15 protein-coding genes and 1 pseudogene are annotated in these 14,968 nt (G+C 60.3%); 4 read left to right on the forward strand and 12 right to left on the reverse strand.

Annotation, left to right across the window (positions count from 1 at the left end; translation table 11 throughout):
- The first annotated feature begins 61 nt into the window (after positions 1-61).
- Positions 62-772, forward strand: a complete 711-nt coding sequence (locus tag R6254_RS08685; protein ID WP_318406033.1) for an AraC family transcriptional regulator — start codon at positions 62-64, stop codon at positions 770-772.
- Positions 773-779: 7 nt separating this feature from the next.
- On the opposite strand, the gene R6254_RS08690 is transcribed toward R6254_RS08685, so the two are convergent.
- A complete protein-coding gene (locus tag R6254_RS08690; protein WP_318406034.1) occupies positions 780-2,111 on the reverse strand; it encodes a hypothetical protein in 1,332 nt (443 codons plus the stop codon).
- 28 nt (positions 2,112-2,139) lie between these two features.
- On the reverse strand, positions 2,140-3,129 hold the full coding sequence (locus tag R6254_RS08695; protein WP_318406097.1) for a Bug family tripartite tricarboxylate transporter substrate binding protein: 990 nt from the start codon (positions 3,127-3,129) through the stop codon (positions 2,140-2,142).
- Between the two features lie 153 nt (positions 3,130-3,282).
- Here R6254_RS08695 and R6254_RS08700 point away from each other — a divergent pair, with 153 nt between their 5' ends.
- Together R6254_RS08700 and R6254_RS08705 are read left to right on the forward strand one after the other, a co-directional pair.
- Positions 3,283-4,206, forward strand: coding sequence for a LysR substrate-binding domain-containing protein (locus R6254_RS08700; protein ID WP_318406036.1), 924 nt, complete (start codon positions 3,283-3,285; stop codon positions 4,204-4,206).
- A 90-nt stretch (positions 4,207-4,296) separates the two neighbouring features.
- The gene (locus R6254_RS08705) at positions 4,297-5,166 is read left to right on the forward strand and encodes a DMT family transporter (protein WP_318406038.1); all 870 of its coding nucleotides are present in this window, start codon (positions 4,297-4,299) and stop codon (positions 5,164-5,166) included.
- Between the two features lies 1 nt (position 5,167).
- Here the strand turns inward: R6254_RS08705 and R6254_RS08710 are convergent, their stop codons facing one another.
- Together R6254_RS08710 and R6254_RS08715 are read right to left on the reverse strand one after the other, a co-directional pair.
- On the reverse strand, positions 5,168-5,314 hold the full coding sequence (locus tag R6254_RS08710; RefSeq protein WP_318406040.1) for a hypothetical protein: 147 nt from the start codon (positions 5,312-5,314) through the stop codon (positions 5,168-5,170).
- Entirely contained in the window at positions 5,314-6,864 is a 1,551-nt protein-coding gene (locus R6254_RS08715) for a hypothetical protein (protein ID WP_318406042.1), read from the reverse strand. The genes R6254_RS08710 and R6254_RS08715 overlap by 1 nt, the downstream gene beginning before the upstream one ends.
- Between R6254_RS08715 and R6254_RS08720 the strand changes: the two genes are divergently transcribed.
- Complete coding sequence (locus tag R6254_RS08720) at positions 6,829-7,395, forward strand: hypothetical protein (protein WP_318406043.1); 567 nt, start codon at positions 6,829-6,831, stop codon at positions 7,393-7,395. The two genes, R6254_RS08715 and R6254_RS08720, sit on opposite strands and share 36 nt — an antisense overlap.
- Before the next feature lie 224 nt (positions 7,396-7,619).
- Here R6254_RS08720 and R6254_RS08725 read toward each other — a convergent pair whose 3' ends face one another.
- The 8 genes and pseudogenes from R6254_RS08725 to R6254_RS08760 all read right to left on the reverse strand — a co-directional run bounded on the left by R6254_RS08725 (position 7,620) and on the right by R6254_RS08760 (position 14,579).
- Positions 7,620-8,993: an MORN repeat-containing protein gene (locus R6254_RS08725; protein ID WP_318406045.1), complete on the reverse strand. Its 1,374-nt coding sequence runs from the start codon at positions 8,991-8,993 to the stop codon at positions 7,620-7,622.
- Positions 8,990-9,196 carry a hypothetical protein gene (locus R6254_RS08730; RefSeq protein ID WP_318406047.1) on the reverse strand — a complete coding sequence of 69 codons (207 nt, stop codon included), beginning with the start codon at positions 9,194-9,196 and terminating at the stop codon, positions 8,990-8,992. The genes R6254_RS08725 and R6254_RS08730 overlap by 4 nt, the downstream gene beginning before the upstream one ends.
- Before the next feature lie 383 nt (positions 9,197-9,579).
- A pseudogene (locus R6254_RS08735) lies at positions 9,580-10,129 on the reverse strand (putative PEP-binding protein); the annotation flags it as partial.
- A 140-nt stretch (positions 10,130-10,269) separates the two neighbouring features.
- Complete coding sequence (locus tag R6254_RS08740) at positions 10,270-11,469, reverse strand: EAL and HDOD domain-containing protein (RefSeq protein ID WP_318406049.1); 1,200 nt, start codon at positions 11,467-11,469, stop codon at positions 10,270-10,272.
- 142 nt (positions 11,470-11,611) lie between these two features.
- Entirely contained in the window at positions 11,612-12,937 is a 1,326-nt protein-coding gene (locus R6254_RS08745) for a sensor histidine kinase (RefSeq protein WP_318406050.1), read from the reverse strand.
- Positions 12,938-12,942: 5 nt separating this feature from the next.
- Entirely contained in the window at positions 12,943-13,623 is a 681-nt protein-coding gene (locus tag R6254_RS08750) for a response regulator transcription factor (protein WP_318406052.1), read from the reverse strand.
- A 22-nt stretch (positions 13,624-13,645) separates the two neighbouring features.
- Positions 13,646-14,125 (reverse strand): DUF4260 domain-containing protein, encoded by a 480-nt coding sequence (locus R6254_RS08755; protein WP_318406054.1) that lies wholly within the window; start codon positions 14,123-14,125, stop codon positions 13,646-13,648.
- The gene (locus R6254_RS08760; RefSeq protein ID WP_318406055.1) at positions 14,118-14,579 is read right to left on the reverse strand and encodes a Spy/CpxP family protein refolding chaperone; all 462 of its coding nucleotides are present in this window, start codon (positions 14,577-14,579) and stop codon (positions 14,118-14,120) included. Before R6254_RS08760 ends, R6254_RS08755 begins: the two co-directional genes overlap by 8 nt.
- Positions 14,580-14,968 lie beyond the last annotated feature (389 nt).

Below are 14,968 nucleotides of genomic sequence, written 5' to 3' on the forward strand. Positions count from 1 at the left end.
GCGCAAAATCCGGATAATTTCAAACGACCGCAGCACACCAGACTGATTCACCGGACACCCCATGACCTTGCAACAGAACATTCTGTCGCTGCGCCACTACGACGCGTCACACGGCAGCCACACGCATGAACACTTTCAGATCTTGCTGGGTCTGAGTGGTGTGCTGGAACTGGAAGTTCAGGGTCGCGGTCAGCGCATCGCGGCTGGCCAGGGCTGCGTGATAACACCGGGTGAACGACACGACTTTGCCTCCCGCCAAGGCAGCCGCTGCCTGGTGCTGGACACCGCACAAGCCGACTGGGCGTACTGCACGCCTGGCCCAGCAAAAACCGCAACCGTCCAAGCACTGGCGCTGTACCTCGAACAAGCCCTGCAGCAGCCAGGCAGCCTGGCGCAGCACTACGGGCCGGCCTTGCTGCTGGAGGCCTGGCAGCCCTTCTCTGCGGCCAAAGCGGCACCTGTTTCGCGGCATGCCCGCACCCCGCGGCCCATAAACTGGATGCAACTCGCCACGTGGGCACAACAACGTCTGCATGAACCGCTCAGCGTCGCGCAACTGGCTGCGCAGGTGTTTTTAAGCCCGACGCAGTTTGCCATGCGTTGCCGGCGCGAAACCGGCCTCAGCGTGATGCAGTGGTTGCGCCAGCAACGCCTGGCGCACGCACAAGCACTGCGGGTCCGGGGTATGAAGCTGGCAGAGGCCGCGCGGCAATGCGGCTACCAGTCGCCCTCGGCGCTGACAGCCGCAATGCGGCGGCAGTGGCTGGTCTGAAAACCGATCAGGCCTCCACAGCCGTTTCAACGGGAAGCGCGTCATGCTGCTCGCGGTGTGTGATGGCAGACACATCCAGGAGATACATCTGCCGCGCTGACTCGTGCACGGAATCAATACACACTTGCCGCCCGTCGCGGCTCCAGCGGGGATGTAAGTCGCAGCGGTTTTCCTTGCTCAAGCCCGGGTCGGCATAAAAACTGCCCAGGTCATGCCGCGTGCCATGTTTCATGTCGAACAGAAACAGGATGCGTTCGTGGGTCTGCGCATCCGGGTAGGTGTCGCTGAGAAGCCAGCGTTTGTTGATTGGTGAAAACGTCATGTGCCCGTTTTCAAGCAACACCTCTTTGCCCACCACCTGGACCTGACCCTTAGCGCTATCGTGGTACAGGTGGTAGTGGATGCTGCCCGCATGAGGTCCCCAAACAATGATGTGTTCATCGTCTTGCCACAAGGGATGCGAGATCTGGTACTCCGACTTCTCGTAGTCAAAAGTGCCGACGGCATTCGGATCAAAATTGTCGACCAGCTGCGGCAAAGGATGGTCCGAGCATTCCAGCAGGCGCAGGTCGCTGCCGTCGGGGTTGACGGTGATCAGGCGGTGCAAAAAGCAGGTTTCGTCTTTCACGCGTTCGGTCCAGCGGTGCAGCAACAACACACGTGAAGACGAGGGATTGATCTCGATGTGGCTGACCCAATGGATGGCTTTGTCCATGGACGGACGCGGATTGAATTCACGCAGGTCCCGGTAGCTCAGGATCAGGCGCGCTTCGCCGGTGGCTAGATCCATCAAATGAATGCCGTCCTCGGCGGGCGCCAGCGGCAGGCTGAACGGCCCGCCGTTTTCGCTGTAGCCAATGGTCTGGTGCGTGATGTAGAGGCGGCGGTAGTCCACACACAAGGCATAACGACTGTCAGGCGCCACCACGTAGACCGGCAGAGGCAAGCTGGTTTTTTCGCCTGTTTCCAGATTGCAGATGATGGAACCGAAGCCCGGGTAAAACGCATCTGCGTTGCCACTCCGGGTGTTGTAAATCACCTGCGGCGTCTGCCGGCCGTCCAGCCATTGCAGCTGGCTGCCCATTTGCCAGTTCCAGGCGGTTGTCGTGTCCAGGCTGTGGAATGTGTCACCGTCCTGCAAATCAAAATAACCCACCTCGGCCGCCAGCTCGGGCGTCAACACGGCGTCCATCACAGGCACCTGCTGCGCCAGCACGTAGCGGCCGCTGCGGTCCCAGCTGCTTTTGTTGTAATAACCAAAAAAATGATGTTGCTGGCCCGAGCCCAAAAGACGGCAGGAACTGAAAACGCTGGGCGAATGAATAGCTGGATGTGTCATGAGATGAAAAAACGATGGCGGTACGGGTTTATTCGGCGCTGAGCTTGCCTTGCTGAATGACTTTTTCCCAGCGCGCTTTTTCGGTGGCAATGAACTTGTTCGCCGCCGGGCGCGTGTTGGCCACGGGCGTCATGCCCAGGTCCAGCAAACCTTTTTGGAACTCGGGCGTGGCCACCACCTTGCGGATGTCGGCATTGAGTTTGTCCGCCAGTGCATCCGGCACATTGGCCCCCACCGCGATGGTGGTCCAGGACGTGGCCTGAAACGCCGGCAGGCCGGCCTCGATTGCTGTCGGCACTTCGGGCAACGCCGCCGACCGGGTTTTGCCGGTGACGGCCAGCGCCTTGAGTTTTCCGGCACGAATCTGCGACAAGGTGGTCGGCGGGTTTTCAAACATCAGCTGGATCTGGCCGCCCATCAGGTCATTCAGTGCAGCCGAGCTGCCTTTGTAAGGCACATGGGTGATAGGCGCATCGGCGGTGAGTTTGAACAACTCGCCAATCATGTGCACCGATGAACCGACACCGGCGGAACCGAAGTTGATGGTGTTGGGATTTTTGCGCGCCTCGGCCACCAGTTGTTTCAGGTCCGTCGCGGCCAGCTTGGGCGTCGCCACCACCACATGCGGCATTTCGGCCAGCACGGTCACCACCTTCAGATCGGTGCCCGGGTTGTAGGCCAGCTTGGGATAAATGCTGTAAGTGGCATGCAGGCCGATGGAGCCCAACATCAGGGTGTAACCATCGGCAGGGGCGTCCGCCACGGCCTTGCCGCCAATGTGGCCGCCAGCGCCGGGACGGTTTTCAACCACCACGGTCTGTTTGTAAAACCGGCCCAGTTGCTCCGCCAGCATGCGCGCCTGCACGTCCGAACTGCCGCCCGCCGTGAAAGGAACAATAATACGAATCATCTTCTGCGGGTAGTCCTGTTGCGCCAGGGCCGGCGACAGGCTTGCCACGCCCAGAAGCGCTGCAAGTACGGAAAACTTAATGCTGTTCAAGGACAGATAGCGCTTCATCATGATGACCTCTGGGGAAGAAACAAGCGGGTGACAGGGAATTGAAAACGCAGTTTAGGGCGGCGGCAGCATTCTGAAAAATTCTTTTGTAGTGCACGGCTATACCAAAAAGATATACATGGCCATTCTTCCAATCTCCCCGCCAAACCCACCATGTCCCGCCTGCTGAACTTCCGCCAGATTGAAGCCTTTCGCGCCGTCATGCTGACCGGCACCACCACGGCCGCGGCCGCCATGCTGCACACCACGCAACCGTCCATCAGCCGCCTGCTGGCCCAGGTGCAGAGCGCCACCCAACTCAAGCTGTTTGACATTCAAAAGGGCAGGCTGCGACCCACCCAGGAAGCGCGGCAACTGTTCGACACCGTGCAACGCCACTTCCTGGGGCTGGAACGTATCGAGCAGGATGTGGCCGTGATGCGCAAGTCGGGCACCGGCACCTTGCGCATAGGCTGCACCCCGGCGCTGGGTTTGAGTGTGATGCCGAAAATCGTTCCGGCGTTTTCCGCGCTTTACCCCGACGTTCACATCAACCTGCAAACCATCAGCGCCCATCACCTGCGCGAGGGGCTGATCCATGGACTTTACGACCTCGTGCTCACCACCACGCCCATCCATCACCCGGAGTTTTCCGGCAGCACGCTGCACCGCGCCAGCGCCGTGTGTGTCATGCATCCCGGCCATGCGCTGGCCGGACGCGCGGCCATCCATGTGCGCGACTTGCAGGACCAGACGCTGCTGACCCTCAACGCCGATGATGAAATTCACCTGCAGTTCCAGCGATCCATGGAAGAACATGGCGTGGAGGCCAGCGCCACTGTGGAGACCAGTTACTCCGTGACGATCTGCACCCTGGCCGCCGAAGGCGCGGGCATAGGCATCGTCAACCCTTATGTGGCCTCAGTGTTTACCCACGCCCTGCGTATCCTGCCGCTCAAACCGCGCCTGCCGGTGGAGGTCTGCATGGCGTTTTCAAGCCAGTCCGCGCCGTCCGCCATGACCGAACAGTTCGCGGCCTTGCTCAAAAATTATTTCCAGACACTGGCGCGCCAGTCGGCGAAAAAATCACAGTCTTGACACGGCGCAAGGTCACCAGACCGTTGTTGCGCGACAGCAAACCATGGCCACGCGACGATGTGACACGCCTGAGCCACTATGCTTGTCGCCATGCAAGCCAATTTGTATGCGCTGGGCGCCATCGCTTTGTGGGCCTCTCTCGCCTCGCTCGGGGTGTCGCTCCAACATGTCCCGCCCTTTCTGCTGACGGGCATCGCCCTGGTGGCCGGCAGCACGCTGGCCTGGCCGCATGTACTCAAAGACCCCGGGCAATGGCGGATGGCGGGCAGCACCCTGTGCCTGGGCGTTTTTACGCTGTTTGGTTTTCACTTCCTGCTGTTTATCGGCCTGCGTATGGCCCCCGCGGTCGAGGTCAACCTGGTCAACTACCTCTGGCCCTTGTTCATCGTGGTGCTGGCGCCGCTCTACCTGCCCGGCGTCCAACTGCGCGCGGTGCATGTGCTCGCCGCCTTGCTGGGTTTTGCCGGTGCGGCGATGGCGATTCTGGGGGGCCACAACAGCCTGGGGCAAACCAGCACCGGCTCGGCCTGGGGTGCAGGCTGGGGTTACCTGCTGGCCCTGGGTTCTGCTGCCATCTGGGCCAATTATTCGCTGCAGACCAAACGCATGGCGCTGGCCGGCCGCAGCTTTCCCAGTGCAGCGATTGGCTTGTTCGGCCTGGTGTCCGGCCTCTTGTCATTGTTGTGCCACTGGGCGCTGGAGCCGGCTGTCAGCTTGAGTCTGCGCGACTGGCTGTTGCTGGCGCTGATGGGCTTGGGGCCGCTGGGCGCGGCGTTTTTCCTCTGGGACAAGGCGCTCAAATTGGGGGATGCGCGACAAATCGGCATCCTGAGTTACCTCACACCGCTGGGCTCCACCGTGCTGCTGATGCTGGTCAGCGGTCGCGCCTGGACCTGGAGCATCGCTGTCGCAGCCTTCATGATCGTGAGCGCTGCGGTACTGGGAACGCGCGCGGACTAAATCAGCGCAGGCGGTGCTTGCCCACCGGTATCTGGGCGTTCGCAAGCGAAAGCCCCACGGGGTGACCCTTGACGAATCTGGTGATGCCGCTGCTGGTCATGTCAAAACGCAAACCACCGGACAACAACTGAATGACTGTCTGATACATCATCGCTCCAGGCATGTGTACCCGCCTTGTGGCGTATCGACATACTCCCCATCGTTCCCAAAAGATATGCCTCCGAAGCAGGCTGCCCACCTGTATTGCCCGCCGCTTTTTTGACGAATTGTCTCCTTCGCACCCGAATCAAGATTATTTGAATGGGTAAAAAACTGTCCCTTAGAGCCGCTGCCACATGTCTTCTTTGAATACATGAGATCGCCACAATAAAGAATGAAAATCTTCGCACCGCAGTTGTTGGTCAATATGCCGTTATTGTCAGACACACAGCCTGCAGCGTCTTTCCCGGGATTCCTCTTGGTGGAGCCTGGTTGGGTGCCAGTCGTACCACCCCCCGCAGAACCAGCCCTGCCGCCTGACCCGCCAGCAGCGTTCGTCGAAGCAATCGGATCATTATTCGCAACGGGCGGCGCGACGCAACGATTGCCGTCAAGCATGTTAGGTGACGGGCAAACGATGGTTGGCGTTACACATCGGCCTTTGCTTTTGATCTGGCCCGGCGGACATTTCGGCTCTACGCACGCAATGCTCCCGTTACGCAGTTGGGCGGGCTGGTTGCAATAGAGATCCGGGTCCGCAAACGCCGGGTTGGCGCCGCTCGACGCAGCCCCTTGGCCCACACGCTGTGCAGCAGCAGGATTATTCTCACCATTTCGGTTGCGAAGATCGTCCAGCCCTGGCGTGTGCTGCTCGTTCTTGATGCAAATGGAAGCGGGTGGGATGGCGACGTAAGTGCCATTGGCATGCCGTGCAGGCGAAGAGCCCGGCGGGCATGTCGGCTGCGATGGTGACATGGTGACAACCGGCGTTTGATAACCTGCAAATGCCTTCCCGGCCTGCTTGTTGGCATCGACCGAAGCCTGCCCGGATGGCAAGGCCTGCGGCATCAAGCGGCTCGCAGCCGACTGCGTGCTGTCATTGGAGGTGTCGCGCGGCGGTGTCCCGGACGGACGATAGGCATTGTCACCATACCCCACCTGGGGCCGGCCGGTCGTCGGTGGCGGCGTGTAGAGCTGGGGCCGTGCCGCCAGTCCGCCACTGGGTTGAATACCGACGCGATTCGGATCCGCTATGGAACCAACCACGCCGGGAGGCAAGCCAGACCGGGCAAGTGAATTCTGCTGCTGTTGCTGTTGTGCTTGCTGCTGCTGTTGTTGTTGTGATCTCCCCAGACTCTGCTGCTGCAACTGTTGACGCTGTATGGCCAATTGCCCGTCTTTTTCAGCATCGCGCTCTAGTGCCACACGCAGCTTTTCTGCCTGCCGTTCTTTTTCAGCTTCCCGCGCTTGTGTCACACGCTGCTGCTGCTGACGTTCCTTTTCGGCCTCACGTTCCTGTACCGCGCGCAGCTTTTCTGCCTGCCGTTCTTTTTCAGATTCCCGCGCTTGTGTCACGCGCTGCTGTTGACGTTCTTTCTCGGCATCGCGCTCTTGCGCCACGCGCTGTTTTTCTGCCTGGCGTTCCTTTTCCGCTTCACGCACTTGTGTCACACGCTGCTGTTGTTGACGTTCTTTTTCGGCCTCACGCTCCTGCGCCACACGCTGCTGCTGCTGCTGCTGTTGCTGTTGCTGTTGCTGTTGCTGTTGCTGTTGCTGTTGCTGTTGCTGACGCTGCTTTTCTGCTTCATGCTGCTGTACAGCACGCTGACGCTGAACTTCTGCCTGATTGTCATTCTTCGATTCACGCTGCTTGTCGGCACGCTCACGCAACTGCTCGGTTTGACGCGTTCTCTCAGCATCACGCTGGTGTTCGGCTCGCTGTTGCTGGCTCTGCCTTTCTGCTTCACGTTGCTTTTCAGCACGCTCGCGTTGCTGCTCGGCTTGACGTTCTCTCTCAGCCTCACGCTGCCTTTCCGCGCGCTCACGTTGCTGCTCGGCTTGACGCGCTCTCTCGGCCTCACGCTGCTGCTCGGCTCGCTGCTGCTGCTGCTGCTGCTGCTGCTGCTGCTGCTGCTGTTGCTGTTGCTGTTGCTGTTGCTGTTGCTGCTGTTGCTGTTGCTGCCGCGCATTGCTGGAACTTCCATACTGGGCAAAAACCAATGTGGAAAACAGACATCCGGCCACAACTGAAGCAAAGCGTGAAATGCACATTTTCTAATCCTGCATGGTGTTGAATATGGTTTAACTGTGAATTCCAAGCTTGGAGACTTGCATCGTCCTGGATCCCTTGTTCATTCCTGGAACCTTCTCTCCCCGGGGCTTGTATTCACTCACCGTTGAAAAGCGCACTACTGATTTTCAGTGTGTCTTTTGTCGTGGGCTTGCTCCAACAATCACGCACCGTGCGCGCGATCTTATTTTTTGCAATACGTTGTATCCAGGGCTTTCACGACATAGGCACTGTCGGTTGCGGCCAAATCGCCTTTGGCCCTGATCAGTCTCAGTTGATTGCAGTAGGCATTCATGCGCCCGTCAATCGCGCCGAAGACCATTTTCAAAGGATTCGATGTCGTCAAATTGTGGTATGCGATGCGAAGCTTCGCCGAATCTTCCTCCGCTTTTTCAAGTTCGCCGATCAGGCTTGTCTGCCGTTGCAGCCATGCAAACGCAATCGCCGATGGCATCTTCGCCGCATCAAAAACATCGAATTCGACAGTCATGGCATCGACGCTGCCAGTTGCGATGGCTTTATCGAGCACATCCAGCGCAAGCCGCTGCCTGGATTCTGGATCCGTCACCTCAGGTAACGCGTCATTGGCAAGAATTTTTCTGGCGGCTGCGACGCAACTTCTCGCCTCTTTCTTGTCGCATGAAGCAAGCAAGGCGGCAAACTGTGGCGCAGCATCGGCGGCCAGACCTGTTGCGGCGACCGCAGTGCCGGGACGCGTGTTACCTGTCGACATCAGGGCTGGCGCCGCGATCGACGCGGTGACCCTTTGCCCTTCGTTCATCGTGCAGTCCTCCAGCCCCCCGGCGGGCAATGCGCATTTGCCGACCCCATGCATGGCCAGGCCCCGCATTGGCCCGGAATATTCCACCACCCACCCGATGGATTTGCCGTCTGCAGCCAGCACCGGGCGCTTGATCGCGGCGGAGACAAAGTCAAAGGGTTCGCGCAGCGGGCCTTCGATGACGATCCCCTGGCGGAACAGGGTCAGCACGCCCCGCTTATCGTTGATTTGAAGGCGATCGAAAGTTTCGCGGTGGCTCAGTTCGGGGATGGCTCCATTTTTGTCCTTGACCAGACCTTGCTTAGTACACGCTCCTGCCAGCAATATCCAGCCGTCAAACTTACCGTTGCATCCATTGGGACGATTTGACAGGGCCCTCAGGTCACCGGACGCCAGCGCCTTGACACCCTTGACGAAGTATTCCGCATTGACCTCGCCATCACGCCCTGTACGAAAGTCAAAACCGTTTCTTTCGTCCTCGAGCCAGTCTCCTTCGGACATGACACCGTTTGCCCAGCGATAGGTGCCCAAACCCTGACGTTTGCCATTGACCCATTCACCTTCGTAACTGTCCCCATTGGGGAGTTTCTGCAGCCCCTTGCCATTCGGCTGGCCATTTCTGGACTCACCTTCGTAACCCGCTACGCCCCCCCTGCTGGGAAGCGGGCTCTCGCCGCGTCCCAACATTCTTTCATTGGGTTGTGCTGCGGCGAAAGCGCTGGCAAATACAACGCCGACCATAAAAATCCACTTTGCCTGTTTGATCATTTTTTTCATTTCATTTCTTCAACAGAAACCAGGACCGCCCAAATGCGTCGGACCACAGCAGGTTTTTTTAGGGCGCACCGATAAACCATGCCTGACTCAGCCCACACAAAACCGGTATCACCGGCAAGCATGATGGTGTGCGGCTTTCGTTGGCGCCGTTTTGCACTCGTTTGTTGGTCTTGTCTTGCGCACACCGGCGTAATGCCGTTCATGTCAATCGCCGGAGCCATAAATGGCTTGGGCCGAGACCGACGCCAAAGCCAGTTTGCCCGAGGGAAGCCAGTGCCCAGGCAGGCGTAGATGGCTTTTTTTGCGGCGCTATCGCAAGTGGGTTTGTGCTGTTTTCTGCCGCGATGAGTTCGTTCACAAAGCATCTGACGAGTTGTATCAATTTGTGATTCTTAACCAAAAAGCATGCAGGGGCAAGCGCCGAATGGAGCGTGTCAGATCAATACCTGTTTTGCCTGAAACAGGATGTCGACTAAAAAACAGCATCAAAAATAGGCATTTTTCATACAGGAAATCGTCTGCAGGCCAATGAATAAGCGCTTTAGTAGCTACTAATATTGTAGCAATAAAGACCCCGGCAGAAATTTCAAAGCAGCTCGGCAGGGTCTTCGCTGGCCAGCACCGGCTCGGCCCAAGCCTTGAGTTTTCCGGCGTCCGAGCGCAGCAGCGGTTACTTGCCCGCCAGGATTTTCGAAGGGTGTATTTGAGAAGCTTCGCAATCCCATGCCAAGTAGCAGGCGTGTCATGGTCACGTCGCCGGCCATTTCGCCGCACACACTCACACCTTTGCCCTGCGCATTGCATTCGGCAATCGTGTCGGCAATCAGGCGCCGCACTGCCGGGTGGCAGGGGTCGTACATATGCGACACCGATGCATAGGCCCGGTCGATGGCCAGCGTGTACTGGATCAACTCGTTGGTGCCTATGGACAGGAAATCGAAGTATTTGAGAAACAGCTTGAGCGTGAGCGCCGCTGCGGGGATTTCAATCATCGCGCCCAGCCGCAGCTGGCCATAGGGGATGCCCTTGTTGTCGAGCAGCGCGCGTGCGTGGCCAATCATGGCCAGCGTCTGGCGGCTCTCGCTGGCATGTGCCAGCATGGGCACCAGCAGGTTGACCTGCCCGTGCGCCGCGCTACAGGGCCAGGGCTCCCCCACCGCCACCATCGGCCTGTTTGGCCTGGCGGGCGGCCATGATCATAAGCGCGGCGGTGCTCGGTGCACGCGCACGTTAAGTCGACAACATCAACCCTTCAGGGTTGATAAGACGGCAAAAGCTAAAGCTTGATGTTTTGCGCCCACACCAGCGCCGACAAGTGCGCCTGGTTCACGTGGGTGACCGTCATCGACAAGGCCTTCGCCAGATCGGCGGTACGTCCGTCTTCCCACTCGCAGGCCTCCGCCAAAGCCAGAACCGGACCGTACACGCCGTCACGAGAACGCAGCGCTTGCTCGACCGCCTCCGGCAGCATCAGTTGACTCAATACCTTTTGTATCGGGATGCCCAGCAGGCGATCCAGAAACGAAAACATGCCGACGACAAACAGGTTTTCCGCTTCGCGCCGGGAAAGAAAACCCTGACCCAGCAGTTCCGCAAACCGGCCGCGAATCATGGCCGCCTGCATCAGCGCGGGGGAAAAACCGGTGGTGTGGGTTCTTGCCAGCAACAGCAGCAGCCAGCGAAACAGGGGCGCATAACCCAGCATGGAGACCGCATGGCGCGGCGATTCGATACGAACCTCCAGACCAAAACCTGCGGAGTTGATGTAGCGCAGCAATTTGTAGGAAAGCGTGACGTCGCTTTTCAGGACTTTTTCCACATGGCGTATGTCGGCATCACCCTGCACCATCTGCATCAGTTGCAAAATCTGCTGCGCTTGCGGCCCCAGCTGCTCCTGCGGTTTGATCGCGCGTGGCGCCACACAGAGTTTCTCAAAAAACCCGGAAGCCCCCAGCGCAGCGCAAGATTCGAACACCTGCCAGTCGGGGATTTTTTCCACGATCACCGACAAAGACGGCGACCGTAGCCTGGCGTAGCCGAGAAGGGCGGCCAGGTCCGGATGGTCAAAATCGATCAACACATGGGTCAGCGCGGAAAGCCGTCCCTCGTTGACCTTCAAAAAGGCCAGGTTCGCACCACGCAGCGCCAGACCAAAACCCCGCTCGCGCAATGAGGCGGCCAACTTCAGGTCGCCCGCATTGGCCAGATCGCCCGGCGTCAAGATCCAGACCGTGGTTTCGGGCAACATGCTGGCCAGCGTCTCCGCGGACAGCGCTGCGGGGTTCGCGTCCACAAAAAGCAGGCCAGACGTGATATCGCGGACACCCGCAGCCACCAGGGCCTGCAGATGGGCCTCTGCCTCCGCAGGGATGCCGCTGTCCTCTCCGCCTTTTTGCCACGCCAGCTTGTAGCCGATGGCATGTTGTTTGGGGTCGAGCAGAGGTACTCGGAAAAGATGGCTGGTTTCGGGGATCAATCTTTAGCGCCTAAAGCCAGGTTGTGAGAACAAGGGATACCCGTCTTTAATCAACAGCACAAAAGCAGGCTTGCCAATGGCAACTATAGATAGAGCGGAGGAAGCTGATCCCTCAAGAACGAACGCAATTATCCTTCTCTTTTCAGGATTCAAAATGAAACAGAATCCGCACGCCCAAGCCGGGTTCGGCATTACGCACCTCCAGCTGCGCACCATGCGCCTGGGCCACCAGCCGGCATAAATACATGCCCAGGCCCACGCCACCCGTGGCGCGCTGGCGTGCACTGTCGGTGCGAAAAAAAGGCTCGGTCAGCCGCGTGAGTTGCGCGGCGTCCACGCCCGGGCCGAAGTCACGCACTTCCAGCAGCACCCCGCCGGCGTCCTTCTGCAAGGTGATGCGCGGCCGCTGATCCGCTCCGGCGCTATACCGCAAGGCGTTGTCGAGCAGGTTGCGCACCAGCAGGCGCAAGCGCGTGCGGTCCAGCGCCAGCAGCGGCAGGTCGGGAGCCAGCGCCAGCACCACGGTGTTGGCCGCCGGCATCTCGGCCACGGTCTCGCGCACCAGCGCCGCCAGGTCCAGCGGCTCGCGCTGCAAGGCGGCATGTGGGCTGGCCAGCCGTTCGCTCTCCAGCAGATCACTGATCAGGTCGCGCATCTCACCCAGGTCGCGCAGCAGCGCGGCACGTTCGCGCGCGCCCTCGGGTGTGGCCGGCAGCAGTTCGGCATTGAGGCGCGCACGTGTGAGGGGTGAACGCAACTCATGGCTCAGGGCCAGCAACAAAGCGCGTTTGGCGTCCAGCATGCCCTCGATGTCGTGCGCCATGGTGTTGATGCGTTGGGCCAGCTCGCCCAATTCGTCGCGCCGGCGCAGCGGAATCGGCGCATCAAACACACCGCGGCCAAAACGTTCGGCGCCGGCGCGTATGTCGTCCAGCGGCCTGAGCAGCCGGCGTACATAGTTGTAGGCGGCGGCGATCAGGGCCAGCAACAGCGCCAGCGTGATCCAGCCGATGCCACCGGGCGCGCGTTGCCACGGCAAGGTGCCCAGGCCGAAGGTCAGGCTGTGACCGTCGGCCGTTCGGCGCGTGCGCCAGTCCAGGCTACGCGGCTCGTGGCCGTCGCTCTTGTCATCCAGCCAGCCGCGCCGCGTTCGTTCGGCATGGGAATCCCAGTTCACGGTGGGTCCGCTGATACGCACCGAGATCGGCAGCCGCGCCACCAAGGCTTGCGCACGTGTGATGTCCGGTGGACTCCCAATCTCGGCGGTGAGGCGATCCATGTAGTCGCTGACGATAGGCCGCGCCGCGTCGCGCCAGCTGGTGGAAAAAGCCCGTTGCATGCCACCCAGAAACACCGCCGCCATGGCCAGCGCGAGCAGCACAAACACAGTGATCAGCCGCAGCCTCAGCGAATGCCGCCAGCGGTGGCGCCAGCGGGGTGCAGGGACTGGATGAGGGGCGGCGCTCATCGCGACTAGCCCTGACCCACGGCCAACGTATAACCCGCATTGCGCAGCGTCTTGATACAGTCCAGCGGCTCCAGCTTTTTGCGCAAGCGGCTCACCACGATGTCCACCGCGCGGGTGTACAGATCGGCCTCGTGGCCACGCAGATGGTTCAGGATGTCGTCGCGGCTGAACACCTTGCCGGGCTCCGCCGCGAGCAAGGCCAGCAGCTCGAACTCGGTGCCAGTCAATTCGACACGCTGGCCCTGCCGCAACACTTCGCGGGTCTGCAAGTCAATGACCAGACCCTGAAACACCCGCTGCGCGCCTGGCGTCGCTGCAGCCGCGACGCGCTGGCGCCGCAGAATGGTTTGCAGACGCGCCACCAGTTCGCGCGGCTCAAACGGTTTGGGCAGGTAGTCGTCGGCGCCCAGCTCCAAGCCGACCACGCGGTCCATCACATCACCACGCGCAGTCAACATCACGATGGGGATGTCGCTGCTCTTGCGTATCTCGCGACACAAGGCAAAACCGTCCATCTCGGGCAACATGACATCCAGGATGGCCGCGTCGTAGGCGGTGGCACGCAACAGGGTCAGCCCCTGGCCGGGACGCAGGGCGCTGTCGAGCAGCAGGCCAAAACGCGCCAGGTAAGTCGTCAGCGGTGCGGCCAGGTGTTCGTCGTCGTCGATCAGCAATATGCGGGGCATGGGGACATCATAAGAGCGACGCTCACCACAGATCGGCGCGCCCCAGGCGGCCCAGATGCGTGGCACCAAAGCCGCTGGCGTACTTGAGCCCGTAACCAAGCGCGCGGTCAACACCGATATGTGCGCACCAGACCAGCCCCAGAGCCAGCAACACCGGCATCGCGCCCAACACGCCCGCAGCCAGCAGCGCCAGCGCCCCGGCATAAGAATGCGCGGCGTTGTAGGTGATGGCGCCGGCGCGCGGTCCGGCCAGGTAAGCCAGAAAAGACAGGTCCGGCACCAGGAACAAGCATGCGAAAAAAGTCCAGCCCGCGCCAAACTGCGCATAAGCCGCGGCCGCCAGCGCAAATACAGCCAGGCCCTCCAGGCGCAACACGCCACGAACAGCGCCGCCCGCGCTGCCCGGCAGCAGCGGGCTACGGACCTGCTCGCGCGTGCCCTTGCTTTCGGCCAAACGGACGACCCGACCGCCGACCACACCAAAGGCCAGCGCCTTAGCCACGGTGACCCCAGCGACGGCCACGCTCCATGAAGTCGCGCACCTTTTGCTGCTGCTCGGGCCGCAGGTTGTCAAAGAAATCCGCTGCGGCGGCAATCACCGCCGGGCTGCCCGACTGCAGCGCCGCGGTTTTTTCCGTGATGAGTTTATTGGCGCCCGCCTGGTCCAGCGTGTTGCCTGCGAACAAAACACGAAGTGCCGTGCGCGGATCGTCCGCACCGCGCAAAGCCGCACGCTGGGCCTGCAGCTTGTCGGCCAACACGGCAAGTTTTTGTTTCTGCGCCGCGTCCAGGTCCAGCCGCGAACCGATTTTTTCAACCATGCGGGCGCGGGCTTCCGGCGAAGCCTCCGCAGTATGCCAGCCGCCTGGACCGCGCTGCGAACAAGCGCCCAGACTGCCGACAATCAGCGCCCCGCCGAACAGGCCGAGCAGGGTTCTTTTGATGAAGCGTTTCATGATCAAGCCTTGCGAAAGAGTGGATGAGGCTTTGCATGGTGCTCGCATTGGCGAGCTAGATGTTTTCAGGCCGGTTGCGGCGTGTTTCGCTTTGTTTCGGCGCGCTAGCTGAACTGGTCAGCGCTTTGAGCATCACGCTGCTTTGCGGCTTGCCTTGGGCAGTAGGCCTGACGCCCCACTCCCACCCCTAACCCCTTACAGGGACTTCCCACGTAGTCAAGCATTGTTCGTGATAAGTTTTCCTTGGTGACGGTTTTCTTGCTTTGTCGTGAAATTGATGGTGCGAGGCAACGGGAACAGACTGCACATCTACAGACGGGCTTGATGCATTGCTTGTTCAATGCGACCCCAGATACGAACCGCTCGGCAGGGCCCCATTCCGTTCCCGT

The sequence above is a fragment of the Polaromonas potterensis genome (assembly GCF_033446725.1).
Taxonomy (GTDB): domain Bacteria; phylum Pseudomonadota; class Gammaproteobacteria; order Burkholderiales; family Burkholderiaceae_C; genus Polaromonas.